This window comes from Sphingobacterium sp. ML3W, from assembly GCF_029542085.1.
Taxonomy (GTDB): Bacteria; Bacteroidota; Bacteroidia; order Sphingobacteriales; family Sphingobacteriaceae; genus Sphingobacterium.
The window spans coordinates 3547031-3566356 of record NZ_CP107036.1; the positions used below are offsets into that span (position 1 = coordinate 3547031).

Genomic DNA, 19326 nt, shown 5'->3' on the forward strand with positions numbered 1-19326 from the left:
TAAAAACCCGGGAGATGTATGCTCCCGGATTTTACAACCTATATACACGCTATTAATAGCTTTAATGGCAACGAAAGAAGTACTACCCGCACACAACCCAGACATGATTAAAAATAATCAAAATTGATAAAGTTGGGTTTTACAGTAGCGTTTTCATTGCATTTAAAGGCAAATTTATCTAAGTTTATTGAAATTTAATTCTTATGGCAGGAAACTCATTTGGCGATTTATTCAGAATCAGCACTTTTGGCGAATCACACGGAAAAGCGATCGGTGTAATTATTGATGGTTGCCCCTCAAATATAACGATAGACGAAGAGTTTATACAGTCTGAACTAGATAAACGGAAACCGGGACAGTCCAGAATTACCACACAACGAAAAGAAAGTGATACCGCTCAGATACTATCAGGCGTATTCGAAGGGAAGTCGACCGGAACTCCGATTGCCATTGTTATACCAAATGAAGATCAACGTTCTAAGGACTATACCCACATTAAAGATATCTTCAGGCCTTCCCACGCGGACTTCACCTATCAGATGAAATATGGTATCCGAGACTACCGTGGCGGTGGCCGCTCTTCAGCCCGTGAAACAGCCGCCCGCGTTGCTGCAGGAGCTGTTGCAAAGAGCTTTTTACAACAATTTGGCATCGAAATCTTCGCGCATGTTTCGGGTGTGGGTACGATCGAAGCGCCCAATTTGGACACCAAAGATCTTAAAGCCCTGCTTGAGCTACGTGAATCCAATATCGCACGCTGTGCTGATCCGGCCACAGCCAATGAAATGGTCGAATTTATAGATTCAGTAAGAAAAGCGGGTGATACAGTAGGTGGGCGCATTTCGGCGGTGGTAAGACATGTTCCTGTTGGACTTGGAGAACCCGTATTTGACAAACTTCATGCTGACCTCGCAAAAGCGATGATGAGCATTAATGCCGTACACGGATTTGAATATGGATCAGGTTTTGCAGGTTCAGAGTTGCGAGGTTCCGAACATAATGATATATTTGTAGCAGATGACCATGATTTAAATCAAGTGCATACACATACCAATTTCTCAGGGGGAATACAGGGCGGCATATCAAACGGTATGGATATTACTTTTAAAGTAGCATTTAAACCTGTTGCCACCATCATGAGAGATCAAGAAACAGTAGATATCCATGGCAACCCGGCCATCGCAAGTGGTAAGGGAAGACATGATCCTTGTGTTGTTTCGAGAGCGGTAATTATTGTAGAAGCCATGGCGGCACTTGTGATTGCGGATCATCTACTTAAACATCAAAGTTACAAACATGCTGCAAGATAATTATGTCGTAGGTGTTGATATTGGAGGCACTCATATTTCTGCCTGTATCATTGATACCAAACAATGGAATATACATTTAGAGAACGTGGTCAGAAACCACGTTTTTTCTCAAGGAGATGCTAAAACGATTTTACACACCTGGGCTTCCACAATACAGAATAGTATTGCTACCTCACCCACTGCTATTCAATTCATTGGCATAGCAATGCCGGGGCCTTTTGACTATGAAAATGGTATCTCTAAAATGTTAGGACAAAGCAAGTACGACAACTTGTACGATCAAGACATTAAAAGCCTTTTATCTGCTGAGTTGGGTTTACCTTCTACAGCTATTCACTTTATCAATGATGCAGCGGCTTTCCTACAGGGAGAGATATTTGTACAGAACCTTCAGACCAATCCGAGAATACTCGGGATTACTTTGGGGACAGGCTTAGGATCTGCGGTATGGAATAAGGGCGAGAAGGCCTTCGATGCAGACCTCTGGAATACACCTTATCAGGAAAGCATCTTTGAAGAATATCTTGTAACAAGGTGGTTTGTCAAACGGTTCAAAGAAATCACAGAGAAAGATGTCACTGGTTTAAAAGAAATTTTGGACAATCATAGAGAAACTGCTGCATTCGCAACCATCAAAGATGAATACGCAACACATCTATTTGATTTTATGCAGTTTTTTGAAGAAAAATATCAGACTAATCTCTTTATTATTGGTGGTAATATTGCGAGAGCACTTCCTATCTTTATTGCAGATCGGGAAGAATTCAATAAATTCACCATTCATACAGCTATATTGGGTGAGAAGGCAGCCATGATCGGCGCCGCAAGTATTTTCAGTTAGTCCAAGGACTTAAAACACAAAATAAGCATTTCCCCTAAAAATGAATGCTATTCAAAGAGTGTCTTACAAGAAGCTCTTTGAATAGCATAATTAAAATAACAGATCCAAAGAAATATCCATTTATTCAAACATAGATGGATATTTTTCTGGATTACCCTCATGCATGATCGCATACACAGTTTCCACAACATCATCCGAAGATGGTTTCGAGAAATAGTCACCATCCGAACCATAGGGAGGTCGGTGCGCTTTTGCTGTCAATGTTCGAGGCTGGCTATCAAGCAAATAATAACCATTTTGATTTTCAAGTATTTCCTGTAGTATAAATGCAGCAGCACCCCCAGGTACATCCTCATCCACTACTAACAACTTATTTGTTTTTTTCAGAGATTCAGCACATAATTGTCCTTTGTCAAACGGCAACAAGGTCTGGGCATCGATAATCTCGATAAATATCCCCAAACGTTCCAATTCTACAGCAGCTTCTTCGACAACGCGTAACGTTGAACCATAGGAGACTACCGTAATATCCTGTCCTTCTTTAATGCGCTCAGCATAACCGATTGGCACTGTAAATTCACCAACATTCTCCGGCAAACGTTCTTTGAGGCGATAACCATTCAGACATTCAACGACAATAGCCGGTTCATCTGAACGGAAAAGCGTATTATACATTCCAGCAGCCTGCGTCATATTGCGTGGCACACAAACATGCAATCCTCTTAAAGAGCCCAATATCACAGACATCGGTGATCCCGAATGCCATACACCCTCCAGGCGGTGTCCGCGGGTACGAATAATGACTGGTGCTTTTTGTCCTCCGAAAGTACGATAACTTAAGCTCGCTAAATCATCACTGGCAACCGTGATTCCGTAGATCAAATAATCTAAGTATTGAATTTCAGCAATTGGTTTTAACCCACGAATCGCCAATCCGATCCCTTTACCGATAATTGAATTTTCTCGGATCCCGGTATCAAATACGCGATGCGTACCGAGCTTATCCTGTAGACCTGCAAATCCTTGGTTGACATCCCCTATTTTCCCCACGTCTTCCCCGAATGCTAATAAACGTTCATCACGTTGAAAATTTTCTTCAAAACAAAGATTCAACACTTCCCGACCATCCACAATTTTAGAATCTTCATTATAAATCGCTTCTACTGCAGGCACATTGAAGGGAGAATCAACACCATCAGTAAATAATTTAGAATTATACCGCTTCTCGTTAATTTCTTGTTTAACCTTATACCAATTCAACAATTCCTGACGGCCTTCCGTATGTTTTTCCTTTAACTCATGCAATATCTTCCGGACCTGTCCATACACCTCTTTCAGAGAAGGCTCTACCATCGATTGCAGTTTTTTTGCTGCGAAGTCCGCTTTTTCATTTGGAATTCGTGACAATAAATCAATGGCTTCTTTTGCTTCAAGCGTCAAAGTTCTGATATAATCAGTCCAAGCCCTTTTTTGTTCCTGACGGACAAAATCCTTGGCATCACGATCCAACTGGTCCAGCTCTTCATCCGTAGCGATACCCGAGCTTTGTATCCACTCCTTCATTTTCGCGATACAGTCGAAATCCGTTTCCCACTGCAAGCGTTCCTGAGATTTATAACGTTCGTGGGATCCCGAAGACGAATGCCCTTGTGGTTGTGTCAATTCGGTCACATGGATCAGACATGGGATATGCTTTTCTCTTGCTATATTTGCGGCCTGTTCGTATGTTTCACACAAGCCTGCATAATCCCAACCTCTTACTTTAAAAATTTCAATTCCGTTTGTCAACTCCTCCTTTTGGAAACCCTTGAGTATTTCAGAAATATCACCTTTTGTAGTCTGGGTTTCATTCGACACCGAAATTCCGTAACCATCATCCCAAATAGAAATAACTGCAGGAATCTGATGTACTCCAGCAGCATTGATGACTTCAAAAAACACACCTTCTGAGGTCGCAGCGTTCCCTATTGTACAGAAGGTAACTTCATTTCCTTTATTCGAGAAATAGGACAAATAATCCAAATTTCTATTTTGTTTATATAATTTAGATGCTAGTCCTAAACCCAAAATTCTGGGCATTTGCCCTCCTGTGGTAGAAATGTCCGAAAAGGAATTCTTCTGTACCGTTTGATCAAGCCAATTCCCCTGATCATCCAGCACCCGTGTAGAAAAATGACAGTTCATTTGCCGACCGGCAGAAGAAGGATCCGCCTCAACATCCGGATGCGCATATAATTGGGAGAAAAAACGATAGACATCACTGATGCCTGAAGCAAATATAAATGTCTGGTCACGGTAATATCCTGATCGCCAATCGCCATTTCTGAAGACTTTAGCCATCGCAATTTGTGCCAACTCTTTTCCATCGCCAAAAATACCAAACTTCGCCTTGCCTGTAAGCACTTCCTTACGTCCCAATAAACTTACGTAACGACTTTCCAAAGCGGTCCGATAATCATTCACAATAATCTTTTTGAACTCGTCAAAGCTCAAAGTGGAAATAGATTCATTGTTTTGGTCAAATGCAGTATCAAACATATTCTTTTTTGTTTCAACAAATTTAACAAAAATATTATTCTATATAATTGGTGTTTGTCAAATAATTTGACAATCAATAGTTCGTATTTGAAATAGAATATTCTAATTTCTCAAATTAGTACTTTTTGAGAAAAATTCCTAATTTTTGCAGATTTTTAATTAATATAGATAGGGATTAAACGCTAGCGGGCGGGATCAGAAATACATAGCTCTCTGATCTCCTAAGACAAAGGCTCGGGATTGAGATAGATCTTCTTTTTAATTTTAACTTTTTACTGTGAATTTTTCGACATTACAACTCAATAAACTCCTTTTTTCCAACATTGAAAAACAAAAGCTTTCGGTACTGACAACCGTCCAGGAACGGGTGATCCCTGCTATATTAGCTGGTCAAGATTGTCTGGCGATTGCTCCTACGGGAACAGGAAAAACCGAAGCTTTCACTATCCCGATCGTACAACATTTATTGGAAAAGGAAGAAAGAGAACATGCCTCCGTACTTATTCTGCTTCCAACACGCGAACTCTGTATCCAAACGAAAGATCGAATTGCTAAACTGATTGAGGGTACAGGTCTCGATATCGCCAGCTTTTATGGTGGCGGAACTTACGACAGCCAGCTTGCGGCCTACCCTAAAGCTCAGCTGATCCTGGCTACGCCAGGCAGACTGCTCGACTTTCTAGAACAACAGGTTGTTGATCTAAAAGGGATAAACACTCTAGTCATTGATGAATTTGATCAATTGCTCGATCTTGGCTTTGCACTAGAAATCAATAAAATTATGCAGGCACTTCCCACCGAAAGACAGTCTATTTTCGTCTCGGCGACACGCACAGCAGAGATGGATAAGATCATTCTAAAAAGACTCAAAAATCCGATAGAAGTCACAGTAGAAGATCATCTTAAAAAAGGAAAAATAAGCGAGTATGTGTTGTATGTCGATAAAAACGACAAGAAAAATCTAGTCCGTTACCTTCTTGAAAACAGAATTAAATCACAGGCCCTTATTTTCACGCGGACGGTACATGCTGTGGAACGGATTGAAGCAGACCTCCATCGAAATGGCATTTCGGCACTAGCACTATACGGTGATAAGTCGCAACAGCAGCGTGAGGAGATTGTCGCCAAATTTAGAAATAAAGAAAACAGGGTTTTGATTGCGACGGACTTGCTGGCAAGAGGCATAGATTTCCCCGATTTGGAAGCTATCATAAACTATGAAGTACCGGACTTCCCAGAAATATATACACATCGTATCGGAAGAACAGGCCGCTCTCAGACCGACGGTACGGCCATCACACTCTGCGATGCCGAAGACAACCAGAAGTGGATCAAGCTACAGTTATCATTAAATAAACAGATACAGATTGACGATCAACATCCCTTTTTATTGAGTTGGGAGAAAATGCTGTCCAGTAGCCAAAACAATGGCCGAAAAGGACAATCAAAATCAAGAAAACGTCGTTAAATTATAATTATTCTTTTACTTTTACCTGCAATTAACAAAATCACAGTCCAAGATGAGTACAATACATTTATTTGACGATAGTAACAATGCGAACGACAATCGCTTAGGGGATCTGGAAAAAACCATCATCATTAATAATCTGATGGAGGTTCCTTTTGCAGAGCGGGATGAATTATGGCGTGATACCTTCTTAAATAACATCGCAGAGTGTACATTGAAACTCGCCGAAACCGAAGTAGTCATCGGTCCGGATGGATTTCCTTATTTCCAGTTGGAAAGTGTCCCCAAAGATCAGAATTTTCAGGCCTTTGTGATCAAAAACCGTTTAAAGGATTTTGTACTACCAAAAGGCTTTGGTATTGCCATTAATACACAAAATGAAAATCCAGACTGGATATTTACCTATGGCGATCTGGTCAATTATTTCCTGAATGAGGAATTTTATACAGACGAGAGTATTTTTTCGCAAAAAAATGAGCAAACCACAATCGGTAAAGATGAAGAAATTTTAGTTGGCCAACCCTCCGAAACGATCCTACCTTATCACGTTCGTACACAACTGCGCGAGTTTTTGGATTATTATGGTGTCAAGAATGCCAAAATTATGCTTATCGCACGTAATTATAAAGACGAAGAAAAGGCCTCTCAAGATCTGGCATTTAATATCGTTGCCAATCAGTTTAGAACAGAGAAAGAATTTACGAATATCATGGAAGCAATAGGTTGGTTTTTGCCAAGACATTATTCCTATATCGGGTTGGATGAATTTGCGGTTGAAAATGGTTTCATGCCATTATAAAAGAAAAAATTTGATTATATAAATAGAGAATAAATAATGTTTCCATTTAACGTAAGAGTATACGGGATATTGATCAACGAGAAACAGGAAGTGCTGATCAGTGATGAAAGAACGGAAAATGTTTCATTTACCAAATTCCCCGGTGGAGGGCTAGAGTACGGAGAAGGTCTATTGGAGGCTTTAATTAGAGAATATCAAGAAGAGTGTGCATTTGACATTGACGTCGTTAAGCATATCTATACAACTGATTTTTACGAAAAATCAAGCTTCAACGACAGTCAGATTATATCAATTTACTATCAGGTCAAAAATACATCAGCCATTCAGATCAGAACGACTACTAAAGCATTTGATTTTGATCTGGATCAGAAAGTCGAAGATAATAAGCGTCAATCCTTCCGATGGGTTCCGTTACATACACTTTCCATAGAAGATCTGACATTTAAAACCGATCAGATCGCCTGGTTGGAATTTTTGAAAACAATCAAATGATAATAAATTTCTAATTTTCGTCGATTTTATTTGTATTTAAAAAATAAACATATATCTTTACGTAAACCAATGGAAATACTTTGTTTTTTTAAAGTATTGACCTTAATAACTACATTTTATTATTTTTTTGATATCTCGCTAAGACGAGATGGGTGAAGAGGGAAGTGATATCAAACAGACATTGGTTTATTGAATTTGTAAATTCCTAGTCCTATAGGTTTTTTAATAGTTAGTGTGATTTTATGGCGATACTCCCCGTATCGCCTTATTTTTTTATCATTCCATTCACTATGTTTCACCCCTAGCGTTTATCTATGCATCTTGTCTGCTTTGTAGTGTTATTATCAAACAAGAGTACTATTTGAATGCGACGAAAGAAGCAAAACACAAATTCTTGTGTAGTACATCTATATCTTTAAATCCGACCTTAGCCAATAGCTCAAGCTGATAGACCAACGATCGCGGTGTATCCTCATGTTCCACATAGGCAAAAACATGGTCACGATACGCTTCGTTTTGCAAGTTAGTCAAATACGCACCATATTTTTCACGATAGATCAGCTGTTGAAGAGGGGCACTATTTTGTTCGATTAAATCGAAAATCCATACACTCCCCCCGCTTTTGAGAAGTTTAAAAAGTTTGCGAAATGCGGTCTCCCAATCTTGATCGTCTCTCAAATGATGCAAAACTGCTGTCGCAATAATCACATCAAATTTCTCCTCGAACAGATCGGCCTGTCGAAAATCGCCTTTAATCAAATGAACTGCCCCAGTTGTAAGTACGCCAACACGTTCTTTGGCTCGCTCCAACATAGGTAAACTCAAATCGACCAAGGTAACATCTGGATTGGACCTGACTTTCTGAAGCAGTTTCACATCATAATTACCTGCACCGCAGCCGATATCCAACACCTGCTCAAGATTCGGATAGAGCGATGAAATTGCATCTGTTATGAGTTCCATATTCCACACCGCATCCAATGTAGTCGCCTGACCTGTTTCTAAATTAGAGAACCGTTCGACATCTTTGTCAAATCGCGTTTCAATTTCTTGTAATGTCGCCTTATTCATAGCTAAATAAATATTTGTGAGCACAAATGCTCGGTTTATCATTCCATGGAAATATCGAATATCCAAGTTATTTTCATAAGCGCTTTTTGCATTCTATGCATTGATATCACCTATAAATTTTAATTATTTAAAGGTAGGGTTAACTCAAATTCATTAAAAATATTTATTTTGTCATCGATTCATACCAAAAAAGTATCAATGGAAATCCGACATCTTATTTATTTCAAAACAGTAGCCGAGGAACTCCACTTCGGAAGGGCTGCTGAGCGGTTATTTATGTCCCAACCACCGTTAAGTCGACAAATCAAAGATCTTGAAGATGAGCTGGGCGTTATACTCTTTTTCAGAACGAACAAAAGGGTGGAACTGACCGAAGCGGGTAAATACTTTTTGGAAGAGGTTGTTGAGATACTTCAAAATTTAGAGCATAGCAAAACTATCACAAAACAGATCCATAACAATATTTCAGGTGAGTTTAAGTTGGGTTATATCAGTTCCACACCAAAGCAGATGTTGGCAACGGTATTGAAACAGATTCAACAAAAATTTCCCTATCTAAGGGTCAGTTTGTTTGAGACATCAACACAAAAACAAAAAGCTGCGTTGGAAAATGGAAAACTGGATCTCGGTATTATGCGTGCCCCTATTTACGCGAGCGAACTCCTTATCACCCCCTTATTCGAAGACCCGATGGTTATTGTGGGATCCACGGAAGTAGACTTCAAGAACATCAATTTTTTCAATGAGAATTTTATCTCTTTCAATCAAAAATATGCTTCTGAATATCATCGCCTAACAATCAATACCTGTAATCGCATGGGGTTTGAACCCAAAATTGTGCATCAAAGCAATTCCATGTCTTCTATCCTCGAACTTGTTTCTCAGGGATTAGGTTTGGCTGTTGTCCCGGCATCCACAATAAAACAGTATCCACATCTAAAATTGAAAATCCTCAAACTTGATGACACAGATAGTAAAACAGAGGTAATTTTGGTTTCGAATATAAAAAGTAAGAATAGTGCTCTTGCTGAATTTATTCAATGTATTCAAAAAGAATATCTTAAATTCAATAAAGGTTAATAACCAATCCTGATTATTTTGTTCACGTACACAGCATGAAAAAGACCATCATTTCCCTCTTTCACTTAGCACTGTTGCTCCCCGTATTATTGTTCGGACAGGAGACTCCAGAAATTGACCAAAGATTGCAGACCATTATGCAACGATATCAAGCAATAGGACTTAGTGTAGTACTTGTAAAAAACAACCAGATTTATTTTCATAAGAATTATGGCAACAAAAATATTGAGGACAAGACTTTGCTAAATGACGATGATATCTTTCGGATCGCTTCCATATCAAAGTCGTTTACCGCGACCTCTTTTATGCAGCTTTTGAAACAGCGGCGCTGTTCTTTAGATGATGATTTCGGAGATCTTATTGGTTTTCCGATTAGAAATCCAAATTATCCCCAGGAAAAAATTACCCTTCGGATGATACTTTCTCACACCTCGAGCATTAATGATCAAAACGGTTATTTTAATCTGGATGTTATTAATCCAACCAAAAATCCGAATTGGAAAAGTTCTTATAATAATTATAGACCAGGCAGCCAATATCAGTATTGTAATCTAAATTTTAATATGGCCGGCGCCGTATTGGAGAAGCTGACTCAGATGCGTTTTGATAACTACATCTCCAAAAACATTCTTAAGCCATTGAATCTTTATGGTGGATATTGTGTTGACTCGCTAGATCATTTGAGATTAGTCCCTTTATATTCATTCGATAAAAAAGCTAATATTATCGAAGAACTGAATGCATATGCACCCAGACGTGATGAACTTGCAAATTATCAATTGGGCTATACGACTCCTGCACTCTCCCCGACTGGTGGAATGAAGATATCGACACTCGATCTTGCAAAATATATGCTTATGCATATGAACTACGGTACGGGTAACGGAAAGAAAATAATGGATAAAAAATATGCAAAGATAATGCAAACTGCTGTTAATAAAGATGCAGGGTATGGCCTCGCTATTATGAACGAAAATACGGTAATTCCAGGTGTTATATTAACGGGACATACGGGATCTGCTTATGGCTTATACAGTGCAATGTTTTTCAATCCTGTAAAAAAATATGGATTTGTAGTAATCACCAATGGCTGCAACATACCTGATAGCGAAAATTTTAATCCGCTACTCAAAGACTGCATCCGCGCCTTATATGACACGTATATAAAATAGGCTGAAATTCAGCAAAAAGTTTTACAATTTTTATTTTCAACCGTTTATTTTCAACTGCGAAAAAAGGGCTTAATAAACCGAAAAGCTGGAACACATTCAGAATCAAACTTCTGTCTTTCAGCCATAAAAATACCCCCAAATAGTTGAACACTATTTGGGGGTATAGCGTATTTCTTGCTTTTTACTTATTTCTTATTTCCCACCCAGTTTACAATCGCCGGATCCAGTGGATTGGTAGCTGATCGAAAGCGATGTACTAATTTACCATTTTCGTCAATCAGGAATTTTTCAAAGTTCCATTTAATCTCTCCTGTAAAATCGGGATTATCCTGCGTGATCAGATATTTGAATAAAGGCGAAATCTGCTCCCCTTTTACTTCTACTTTTTCAGCCATTAAAAAGTCTACTCCATAGTTCTGTTCACAGAATTCTTGAATCTCTGTATTGGAGCCTGGTTCCTGTTGTCCAAAGTTGTTCGCCGGAAAACCAATGATAACCAATTTGTCTCCAAATGTCTTGTGTAGTTCTTCCAGGTCCTTATACTGTTTCGTAAAACCACATTTAGAAGCTGTATTGACAATCAATATCTTCTTTCCTTTGAAATCGGACATTTTCACCTCTTGCCCTTCCAGCGTCTTAAAAGTGAAATTATAAATTTCGGGATTGCCAAATAACATTGACATATACACCATAATAGTTGCTACAATCATATTTATTTAATTTAAAGACTCAACAATGAGTTACTCTCTCTTTCCAGCACTGCACTGAACAATTCGTTAATAGGTGACTTTAGTATTGTTCCGACCTTGATCTGATGTGTTTCACACACTTCACGCAATAACAAATCAAAGCTATAAGCAATTGAGCCAACAAAGTGGCATTCATACTGTGTATAATCTGCATAAGTCAAAATAGAGGCCTGAACAAACTCTTCAAAACCACCTTTTACCAGATCAATAATAAATGGATGGGTAATATTATCAGACATAAATGGCGCAAAAGAGGCTAAAAAAGCATTTGGCCGTTCTTTCTGGTACACATTTTTAATAACAACCTCTTTATTTATACGGTATTTAACGGCGAATTTCTCATTCAGATCTTTCGGCATGCGCCCATATAGAAATAAGCGTAGGAGCTTTTTACCGAAGTAAGCGCCCGAACCTTCGTCTCCCAGCACATAACCATTACCATTGTGGGAGGCCATAAGCTCCTCACCATCAAAAAAGCTAAGATCCGATCCGGTACCAAGTGTGGCTACATATCCTTTTTTATTACCACAGGTCGCTAAAGCGCTACCAAAAAGGTCGTTCTCAACTGCGATATAAGCATTTTCAAATAAAGGAGTCAATGCATTTGAAACCATTTCACGACGGTCAGGGGTAATACAACCCGCTCCAAAAAAATAAAGCTCAGTAACCTCGTCAGCGTAGGGTATTATTTCAGGTATTTCTTTAATAACCCGTGTGATTTCTTTTTCATTAACGAAAAAAGGATTGAGTCCATTTGTACTGAACGAAATAGGAGCACTATCAGGCAATTCCAATTTCCAATCTGACTTTGACGAGCCACTATCAACAACTAAGATCATACAAATTCTTGATTATTTTCCCCTTATAAACTAGTGTATCAAATATACAAAAATTACCTCCAAACTGAAACGACGATTCTTAAAGAAAATATGTATCTTGGATTTCTTATGTGACATCTTTACAATCTGATGAAACTTTTTGAATCAATCAAAATTCGACAGGTTTAACAAACTATTGAAGAACCAACAAAATATTTTTTTGTTTGATTTAAGCATAAGATACTTTTAATTTTGTAAGCGCATACTAAAATTATTTTTCATGGATAGTGACCATTTAAATGTACCCACAATAAACTTTGAGGTATCATTTCCAGAAGTACAAGCTCATTACATTGACGTAAAAATGAGCCTCAAAAAACTCAATCAACCCTATGTTGATCTAAAGATGCCAGTCTGGTCACCAGGTTCTTATTTAATTCGTGAATATGCAAAAAATGTAGAACGATTTAAACCTGTCGATGCCAATGGAAATCCCATTCCTTTCAGCAAAATATCAAAGAATACCTGGCGCGTTACGACAGATGCACTAGATCAGATCGATATTCACTATTCGGTATATGGCTTTGAGGTCTCTGTCCGTACAAATTTTTTCGACAGCGACCACGCATTTATCGTCCCAACAGCAACATTTCTACATATTGAAGGTTATCTTGATGTCCCTTCGACTATCGTTATTGTGCCAAAAGAAACCTGGAAAAGTATATCAACAGGACTTGAACGGTTGACACAACATACCTTTCATGCGCCCAACTTCGACGTTTTATATGACAGTCCGATTGAAGTAGGTAACCAGGATATTTGGAAGTTTCATGCTGCAGGAGTAGAACATGAGTGTGCGATGGTGGGTGGTGGCTCTTATGACAAAGAGCGTCTTACCACAGATATTACACGTATTGTAGAAGAAGAAACCCGTATTTGGGGATCAAATCCCAACAAACGATATGTCATTATCACACACAACTACCAATCTGGTGGTGGCGGTCTTGAACACCTCAACTCCACTGTACTGGGAGCTTCGAGAAATGCCTATCGCAATGAACACAGCTACAAAACATATCTGAGCCTCGTAGCCCATGAATATTTCCACCTATGGAATGTAAAACGACTTCGCCCAAAAGCATTGGGTCCATTTGATTACGATGGGGAGAACTATACTACAGGATTATGGATTATGGAAGGGGTTACCTCTTATTATGACAATTTAATCATCAAACGCTGTGGGTTCTATGATGAAAAAGAATACCTTTCATTATTGGCCAATGATTTTAATATTATATTGAACCGTCCAGGACATGAGATACAGTCTGCTGCTGCATCAAGCTTCGATACGTGGATCAAATATTATAGACCAGATGAAAATGCCATTAATTCGGCCATTTCTTATTATAACAAAGGGGCTATGCTTACTGCTCTGCTTGATATCAAAGTAATAGCTGCTACAGATGGAAAAATAAAATTAGACGACATCCTCCGTGCTGCTTATGAAGAATTTTTCTTAAAACTTGACCGTGGCTTTGAAGAAAAAGAGTTTCAGAACCTAGCGGAGCGTATTGCTGGCACCTCGCTGGATGATATATTTCAGGCTGCGCATCAGGATGGCGAACTCGATTACAACGCTTATTTGAATTTGGTAGGATATGAAATTGTGGATACCAACAAAGATAACGATACATTAACCTTGGGTATCACAACTAACAAAACAGATGGTGTAATCAGTGTTGCAACTGTTGAAAAAGGGACGGGTGCCTACGATGCGGGTTTAAACGTCAGGGATGAATTAATTGCAATCAATAATATCAGACTTGATGTAAAAGACAAGGAGATTGATTTTATCATCCAACATGCTACTGATGGTGAAATATTGAATTTCCTTATTGCAAGAGATGGCCTGGTTCGAGAGATACCGGTACAGATCAGAAGAAATAACAAGAAGATTCATGAAATCCGTCCACTTAAAGATCAAACGTTCCTGCAGGAACTCTTGGGAAAAATCTGGATGGCTTGATGTGAACGTTAGCCAATATGTACCATTTAACAGAAAGAGCAGAAATATATTTCTGCTCTTTCTGTTAATATTAAAACTTATATCTTACCGAGAATCCAATAGGATCAAATATCTTGAGGCTGGATTCATTCAGAAAATCAAAATAAGGTTTTACATCCAATGAAATCTGAAATGGGGCTTGGGGAATATTATACTCTATTCCGACAATACCATCTATACTTAAATTAAGATGGGAGTCGAACGATTGACGTTGACCATTTATAATTTTATCTTTTTCTTTGTACGATCCGATACTTCCACCAAAACCATAGTACCAATTTAGACCAGCTGTTAAAGGTTTGTAAATTTCATACAATCCAACTACACGAAACCGACGGAAATCAGAATTGCTTTGAATACTCATAATACCTTCCAACGCATGGCTTGAATTTAGCGTATGACGATAAGTAATTCCCTGAGCAGAACCAAACCGCCCACCAATAGCGCCTCTATTATCCAACTGAGCCACAGCTTTATTGGATAACGCACCAAACATCAGCATTCCACCGACAGCCAAAAATATTTTTCTCATAAAAATTGAACGCTTTATATTCTACTTTATATCTTTCAAAAGTAACAATTACAGCTATAACGACACAATGTTTAATTTGTTATGACATTAATCCCAATATCTCCAACTTTATTTCTGATATTTTTTTTATATTTAAGTCAATAGTGATAACCAAATAAACTCAAGTGATATGGGCAGAATTTTTGACTTTATAACCTTATATAAAGAAAAATACGCAAAGGACATTATGGTGGCGGGCAGAGACTCCAGTGGCAACTGGAAAACTTACTCCACCAAAGAATATACGGATGCAATTGATTCCTTGAGTAGGGCTCTATTGAAATTGGAGCTTAAGAAAGGGGATCGTGTCGGAATAATGTCCGGTAATAGACCGGAATGGAACTTGGTTGATTTTGCCTGCAATCAGATAGGACTTGCAACGGTTCCCCTTTATCCTACATTATCTACACAAGATCTTTCATTCATTGTGAACGATTCCGATGTTAAAGTGTTATTTGTAAGCAACAAAGACCTGACTGTCCGTATTGAGCAGGCGATCAAAGAACATGGCATCCAACCGCAGGTATATACCTTTGATCAGATTGAAAACCATACCCCTTTGACCGAGTTAATTGGGAGTGCAAAAGAAGATACGACCGAACTGTCCTCCCATCGCGATGGCGTTACCGAAGATGATCTATTAACCTTGATTTATACCTCGGGCACGACAGGCCGTCCCAAAGGTGTTTACCTCTCACATAAAAATGTCTATAGCAATGTCACCGCCTGTAATTATTTGATACGGGAGGATTTCAAAACTGCACTTAGTTTTCTTCCGTTATGTCATATTTTCGAACGCATGGTTGTGTATATGTATTATTCAAAGGGGATCCAAATTTACTTTTCAGAAACCCTGGATAATGTCGTTGCCGATATTAACGATGTAAAACCAGATGTCTTTACGACAGTGCCACGTGTACTGGAAAAAGTCTACGACAAAATCATTGAAAAAGGTAAGGCACTGACCGGTATTAAAAAGAAGCTATTCTTCTGGGCAGTAGACTTAGGGCTAAAATTCCAGGAGCCAGGCAAAAACGGCATGCTCTATTCGATTAAACTGGGTATTGCCCGTAAATTGATCTTTTCCAAATGGCAGGAAGCATTAGGAGGTAATATTAAAATTATCGTATCAGGTGGTGCGGCTCTTCAAGAGCGCTTAGCGCGTATATTTTGGGCTGCGGACCTTAAGGTACTTGAAGGATATGGATTGACGGAAACTTCTCCTGTTATTGCGGTAAACTCTTATTTACCAAATGGATTGAAATTTGGAACAGTCGGAAAACCGCTTAAAAACCTTGAAGTAAAAATTGCATCAGATGGTGAGATCCTAGTGAAAGGCCCTAGTATCACAACAGGCTATTATCAAAACGAGGAGGCCACTAAAGAAGCTTTCGATGAAAATGGTTTCTTCAAAACCGGAGATATTGGCGAAATTACGACGGATGGCTTCTTAAAGATCACTGATCGAAAGAAGGAGATGTTTAAAACAGCTGGCGGAAAATACATTGCACCGCAGTCCATTGAAAACAAGTTAATGGAATCAACCTTGATCGGCCAGGTGATGGTAATCGGCGAAAATCGCAAATTTCCAAGTGCATTAATCATACCTGCTTTTGATATCCTTTCAAAATGGGCTGCTCAAAAAGGAATATCCAGTAGTTCAAATGAAGAACTTATCAAAAATTCCGAAGTTATTCAGAAATACCAAGAGGAAATAAACCGATTATCAGGTAACTTTGGCCATTGGGAGATTGTCAAGAAATTTATTCTTTTACCAAAAGAATGGTCAATAAATGAAGGTCAATTGACGCCAAAATTGAGTTTGAAACGAAAAGTTATTTTAAAAGAGAATGAAGCTGCCATCGACAAATTGTATGTAGAGCAGAATCAAGAATAACAATTTGCACGATTATTGGAGCGGATGATCTCATTATGAAGCACGTTACACTAAAAGATCTATTTACATTCGGATACTGGAAAAATATTTGGCAGGTCATGATTGATGCCTTCAACGGGTTCAATGATGACAAGTGCATGAAAAAAAGTGCTTCGCTAGCCTATTATACGATTTTTTCGATCGGTCCGTTGCTAATGATCGTCATCTGGTGTATCGGTTTCTTTTATGGTGAACATCTCCAAAGTGGTTCTTCTGCGCAAGATGAAGTACTGGACGAAGTTACGATACTTTTTGGGCAAGGTGTGACCGAACAGATTAAATCTTATCTCCAGAAAATTACTTTTGAAAACAAATCCAATATGGGGATCACAATCGGTATTGTCACATTGATCCTTTCCTCTACGACTTTATTTGTCGATATCCAGGATTCAATAAACAACATCTGGAAAGTTAAGCCTAAGCCTAAGAAAGGCTGGCTAAAATTAATCATCAATAGGCTCATCTCCTTTTCCATCGTTATTGCTTTAGGCTTCTTATTAATTGCTTCATTGATGATAAATGGAGTTATTGTCGCGGTCACCAACCTGGTCATGACCTATTTCCCCATTATTCCAATTGCCCTGATATCTTGGGTCAATACTGGTATTACGTTTTCTGTCATTGTGATACTGTTTGGATTTATCTTCTCATTCTTACCAGATGCCAAGGTGAAATTCCGCGATATGCTCGGCGGGGCTATTTTCACTGGGCTTCTTTTTATGCTGGGTCGCTACGGAATTTCGATTTACCTCAACCTCTCTTCCACGGCGAGCTTTTACGGTGCAGCAGGTTCTATCATCATCATGTTATTGTGGATCTATTATTCCGCTGCAATACTTTACTTCGGAGCTGAGTTCACCAAGTTTTATGCGATCAAATTTGGGGCGGGGATTGTTCCGTCCGCATTTGCTGTTGCCATTGAACAAACAGAAAAAGTCAAGAAAATGGGTTCTGATGCTGAAGCCCACATCGGAGATACGATTCAAGTCTCAAAGTAATCACACTATTTTTTCTCTTTTTTTCCGCTGATAGAGCCGTCTATTCCGATCACATCGATCACCCTGTCACCAATTTGTGTGATATCTGATTTCAGACCGATCATCACAGTAAAAATATTGACCGGTGTATCCTGTATCTTTCTGAAATTATGTAAGTAGCCTAGCTCCAATCCAAGAAAAAAGCCATTGAATTTGTAGTCAGCTCCAGCACCCAATTTACTGGATAGGTTAAAACGATTTATATTTTCCATCTTAACCAGCTTCTGATCAGCTATCACATTCGCACGGGGCTCACTTGTCAAGCCTATTCCCGGCCCAAGAAAACCGTAAACATTCAATCGGCGCATCTGTTTTCGCACACCACCTGAAAATGCGAAAGTATAAAAGTTCGTATTTGCATCCTCAATACGATAGGCAAAATCGGGATCTGGCAGACGTTGCTTGTATTTGAATGACAAAGTATACAAGGTTGGGGAGACAAAAAACATCGAATTTTTAAGGGAAATATCCAGACCAATACTACCAGAAAATTTTGGGGAGAGTATATCTTTCGTTTTGCCTATAGGGAATCCCATTCCGGTTGTTCCCCAATAGTAAACTTTCCGATAATGTATTGTATCAACACCACCCTGGGCATAGGTAGCGATGCTAAACAAAGGAAGAAGAACGAAAACAAGAAGAAGTCTATTCATTTAAAAGCGTTTAATATTGAATAAGAACAATATTAAACGCAGAATGTTCAAAGTATCTAGAATATTTTAAAGATAACTTTTGGATTGTGGACCTTGATTAAACAAAAGATCGATAATACTCAAATCTGGATAGAAACCATTTTTGTCCAAAAAAACCTGATAGTACTCTTTGGGAGCAACCAGTATGCTTTCCTTTTTCGGATGTATGATTTCCCGATAATCGATTGCCTCCGCATCATTGACCGTATATTCCTCTGTAAAGGAAACTGTTCTTTTTAGCTTAATTGATTTTAGTATCAGCTCCAACTGTGCAACGTTAAAGTCCAAGAGATAATCGAATTTTTCTCGATAAAAACGACTAAAATCATCTTCATAATATTCGAAATATGCGGAACTCCGATAAGCGGTCTGAATACTCAACCAATGTAAACGCTGCCAGTCAAATTCATAACTGATCCGGATATCTTTCATCGGGACGCGTTCCTTATTACCATGTTGGATTGGAACTATTAAATCCTGTACCCCATTGGCAGAAGCAATGCGTGCCCGTGTACGATAGCTCTGTTTTTGAAAATGTTCATATTTTTCGATTACAACCGGGAGATTATTCTCCTGAATGGTATGAAAATAAGATATCGGCGGAAGATAACATGCTGGAAGTAATAACTGCGATTCCATAAAAACTGATGATTTTTGTTATAAGTGACGCAAAAATAACTTAATTTG

Annotated in this window: 17 protein-coding genes; 10 read left to right on the forward strand and 7 right to left on the reverse strand. The window is 38.7% G+C overall.

The features are described from left to right. Nucleotides 1-203 precede the first annotated feature (203 nt). Both aroC and OGI71_RS15075 read left to right on the forward strand, forming a co-directional pair. Nucleotides 204-1310 (forward strand): chorismate synthase, encoded by a 1107-nt coding sequence (gene aroC / locus OGI71_RS15070; RefSeq protein WP_108636941.1) that lies wholly within the window; start codon nucleotides 204-206, stop codon nucleotides 1308-1310. Beyond that, nucleotides 1297-2151, forward strand: coding sequence for an ROK family protein (locus tag OGI71_RS15075; protein WP_282250030.1), 855 nt, complete (start codon nucleotides 1297-1299; stop codon nucleotides 2149-2151). Before aroC ends, OGI71_RS15075 begins: the two co-directional genes overlap by 14 nt. A gap of 120 nt (nucleotides 2152-2271) precedes the next feature. Here the strand turns inward: OGI71_RS15075 and OGI71_RS15080 are convergent, their stop codons facing one another. After that, nucleotides 2272-4689, reverse strand: coding sequence for an alpha-ketoacid dehydrogenase subunit alpha/beta (locus OGI71_RS15080; RefSeq protein ID WP_282250032.1), 2418 nt, complete (start codon nucleotides 4687-4689; stop codon nucleotides 2272-2274). A gap of 277 nt (nucleotides 4690-4966) precedes the next feature. Between OGI71_RS15080 and OGI71_RS15085 the strand changes: the two genes are divergently transcribed. The 3 genes from OGI71_RS15085 to OGI71_RS15095 are packed head-to-tail and all read left to right on the forward strand — an operon-like array spanning nucleotide 4967 to nucleotide 7448. Continuing rightward, nucleotides 4967-6157 (forward strand): DEAD/DEAH box helicase, encoded by a 1191-nt coding sequence (locus OGI71_RS15085; protein ID WP_282250033.1) that lies wholly within the window; start codon nucleotides 4967-4969, stop codon nucleotides 6155-6157. A 52-nt stretch (nucleotides 6158-6209) separates the two neighbouring features. Then, nucleotides 6210-6956, forward strand: a complete 747-nt coding sequence (locus OGI71_RS15090; RefSeq protein WP_282250034.1) for a hypothetical protein — start codon at nucleotides 6210-6212, stop codon at nucleotides 6954-6956. A gap of 36 nt (nucleotides 6957-6992) precedes the next feature. Next, on the forward strand, nucleotides 6993-7448 hold the full coding sequence (locus OGI71_RS15095; RefSeq protein WP_282250035.1) for an NUDIX domain-containing protein: 456 nt from the start codon (nucleotides 6993-6995) through the stop codon (nucleotides 7446-7448). A 357-nt stretch (nucleotides 7449-7805) separates the two neighbouring features. On the opposite strand, the gene OGI71_RS15100 is transcribed toward OGI71_RS15095, so the two are convergent. Further along, a complete protein-coding gene (locus OGI71_RS15100; RefSeq protein ID WP_282250036.1) occupies nucleotides 7806-8561 on the reverse strand; it encodes a class I SAM-dependent methyltransferase in 756 nt (251 codons plus the stop codon). A gap of 156 nt (nucleotides 8562-8717) precedes the next feature. On the opposite strand from OGI71_RS15100, the gene OGI71_RS15105 reads away from it, so the two are divergent. Next, nucleotides 8718-9599 (forward strand): LysR family transcriptional regulator, encoded by an 882-nt coding sequence (locus tag OGI71_RS15105; RefSeq protein WP_282250037.1) that lies wholly within the window; start codon nucleotides 8718-8720, stop codon nucleotides 9597-9599. Nucleotides 9600-9634: 35 nt separating this feature from the next. Beyond that, entirely contained in the window at nucleotides 9635-10771 is a 1137-nt protein-coding gene (locus tag OGI71_RS15110; protein ID WP_282250038.1) for a serine hydrolase domain-containing protein, read from the forward strand. 185 nt (nucleotides 10772-10956) lie between these two features. Here OGI71_RS15110 and OGI71_RS15115 read toward each other — a convergent pair whose 3' ends face one another. Further along, the gene (locus OGI71_RS15115; RefSeq protein ID WP_282250039.1) at nucleotides 10957-11481 is read right to left on the reverse strand and encodes a glutathione peroxidase; all 525 of its coding nucleotides are present in this window, start codon (nucleotides 11479-11481) and stop codon (nucleotides 10957-10959) included. Between the two features lie 11 nt (nucleotides 11482-11492). Further along, entirely contained in the window at nucleotides 11493-12359 is an 867-nt protein-coding gene (locus OGI71_RS15120; RefSeq protein ID WP_282250040.1) for an N-acetylglucosamine kinase, read from the reverse strand. 259 nt (nucleotides 12360-12618) lie between these two features. On the opposite strand from OGI71_RS15120, the gene OGI71_RS15125 reads away from it, so the two are divergent. Beyond that, nucleotides 12619-14364: a peptidase M61 gene (locus tag OGI71_RS15125; protein WP_282250041.1), complete on the forward strand. Its 1746-nt coding sequence runs from the start codon at nucleotides 12619-12621 to the stop codon at nucleotides 14362-14364. 70 nt (nucleotides 14365-14434) lie between these two features. On the opposite strand, the gene OGI71_RS15130 is transcribed toward OGI71_RS15125, so the two are convergent. Continuing rightward, on the reverse strand, nucleotides 14435-14935 hold the full coding sequence (locus tag OGI71_RS15130) for a hypothetical protein (RefSeq protein ID WP_282250045.1): 501 nt from the start codon (nucleotides 14933-14935) through the stop codon (nucleotides 14435-14437). Nucleotides 14936-15104: 169 nt separating this feature from the next. On the opposite strand from OGI71_RS15130, the gene OGI71_RS15135 reads away from it, so the two are divergent. Next, complete coding sequence (locus OGI71_RS15135; RefSeq protein ID WP_282250046.1) at nucleotides 15105-16871, forward strand: long-chain fatty acid--CoA ligase; 1767 nt, start codon at nucleotides 15105-15107, stop codon at nucleotides 16869-16871. A 35-nt stretch (nucleotides 16872-16906) separates the two neighbouring features. Next, on the forward strand, nucleotides 16907-17908 hold the full coding sequence (locus tag OGI71_RS15140) for a YihY/virulence factor BrkB family protein (protein WP_282250047.1): 1002 nt from the start codon (nucleotides 16907-16909) through the stop codon (nucleotides 17906-17908). A 5-nt stretch (nucleotides 17909-17913) separates the two neighbouring features. Here the strand turns inward: OGI71_RS15140 and OGI71_RS15145 are convergent, their stop codons facing one another. Beyond that, the gene (locus tag OGI71_RS15145) at nucleotides 17914-18600 is read right to left on the reverse strand and encodes a hypothetical protein (protein ID WP_282250048.1); all 687 of its coding nucleotides are present in this window, start codon (nucleotides 18598-18600) and stop codon (nucleotides 17914-17916) included. Nucleotides 18601-18666: 66 nt separating this feature from the next. Further along, nucleotides 18667-19278 (reverse strand): WbqC family protein, encoded by a 612-nt coding sequence (locus OGI71_RS15150; RefSeq protein ID WP_282250049.1) that lies wholly within the window; start codon nucleotides 19276-19278, stop codon nucleotides 18667-18669. Nucleotides 19279-19326: the final 48 nt, after the last annotated feature.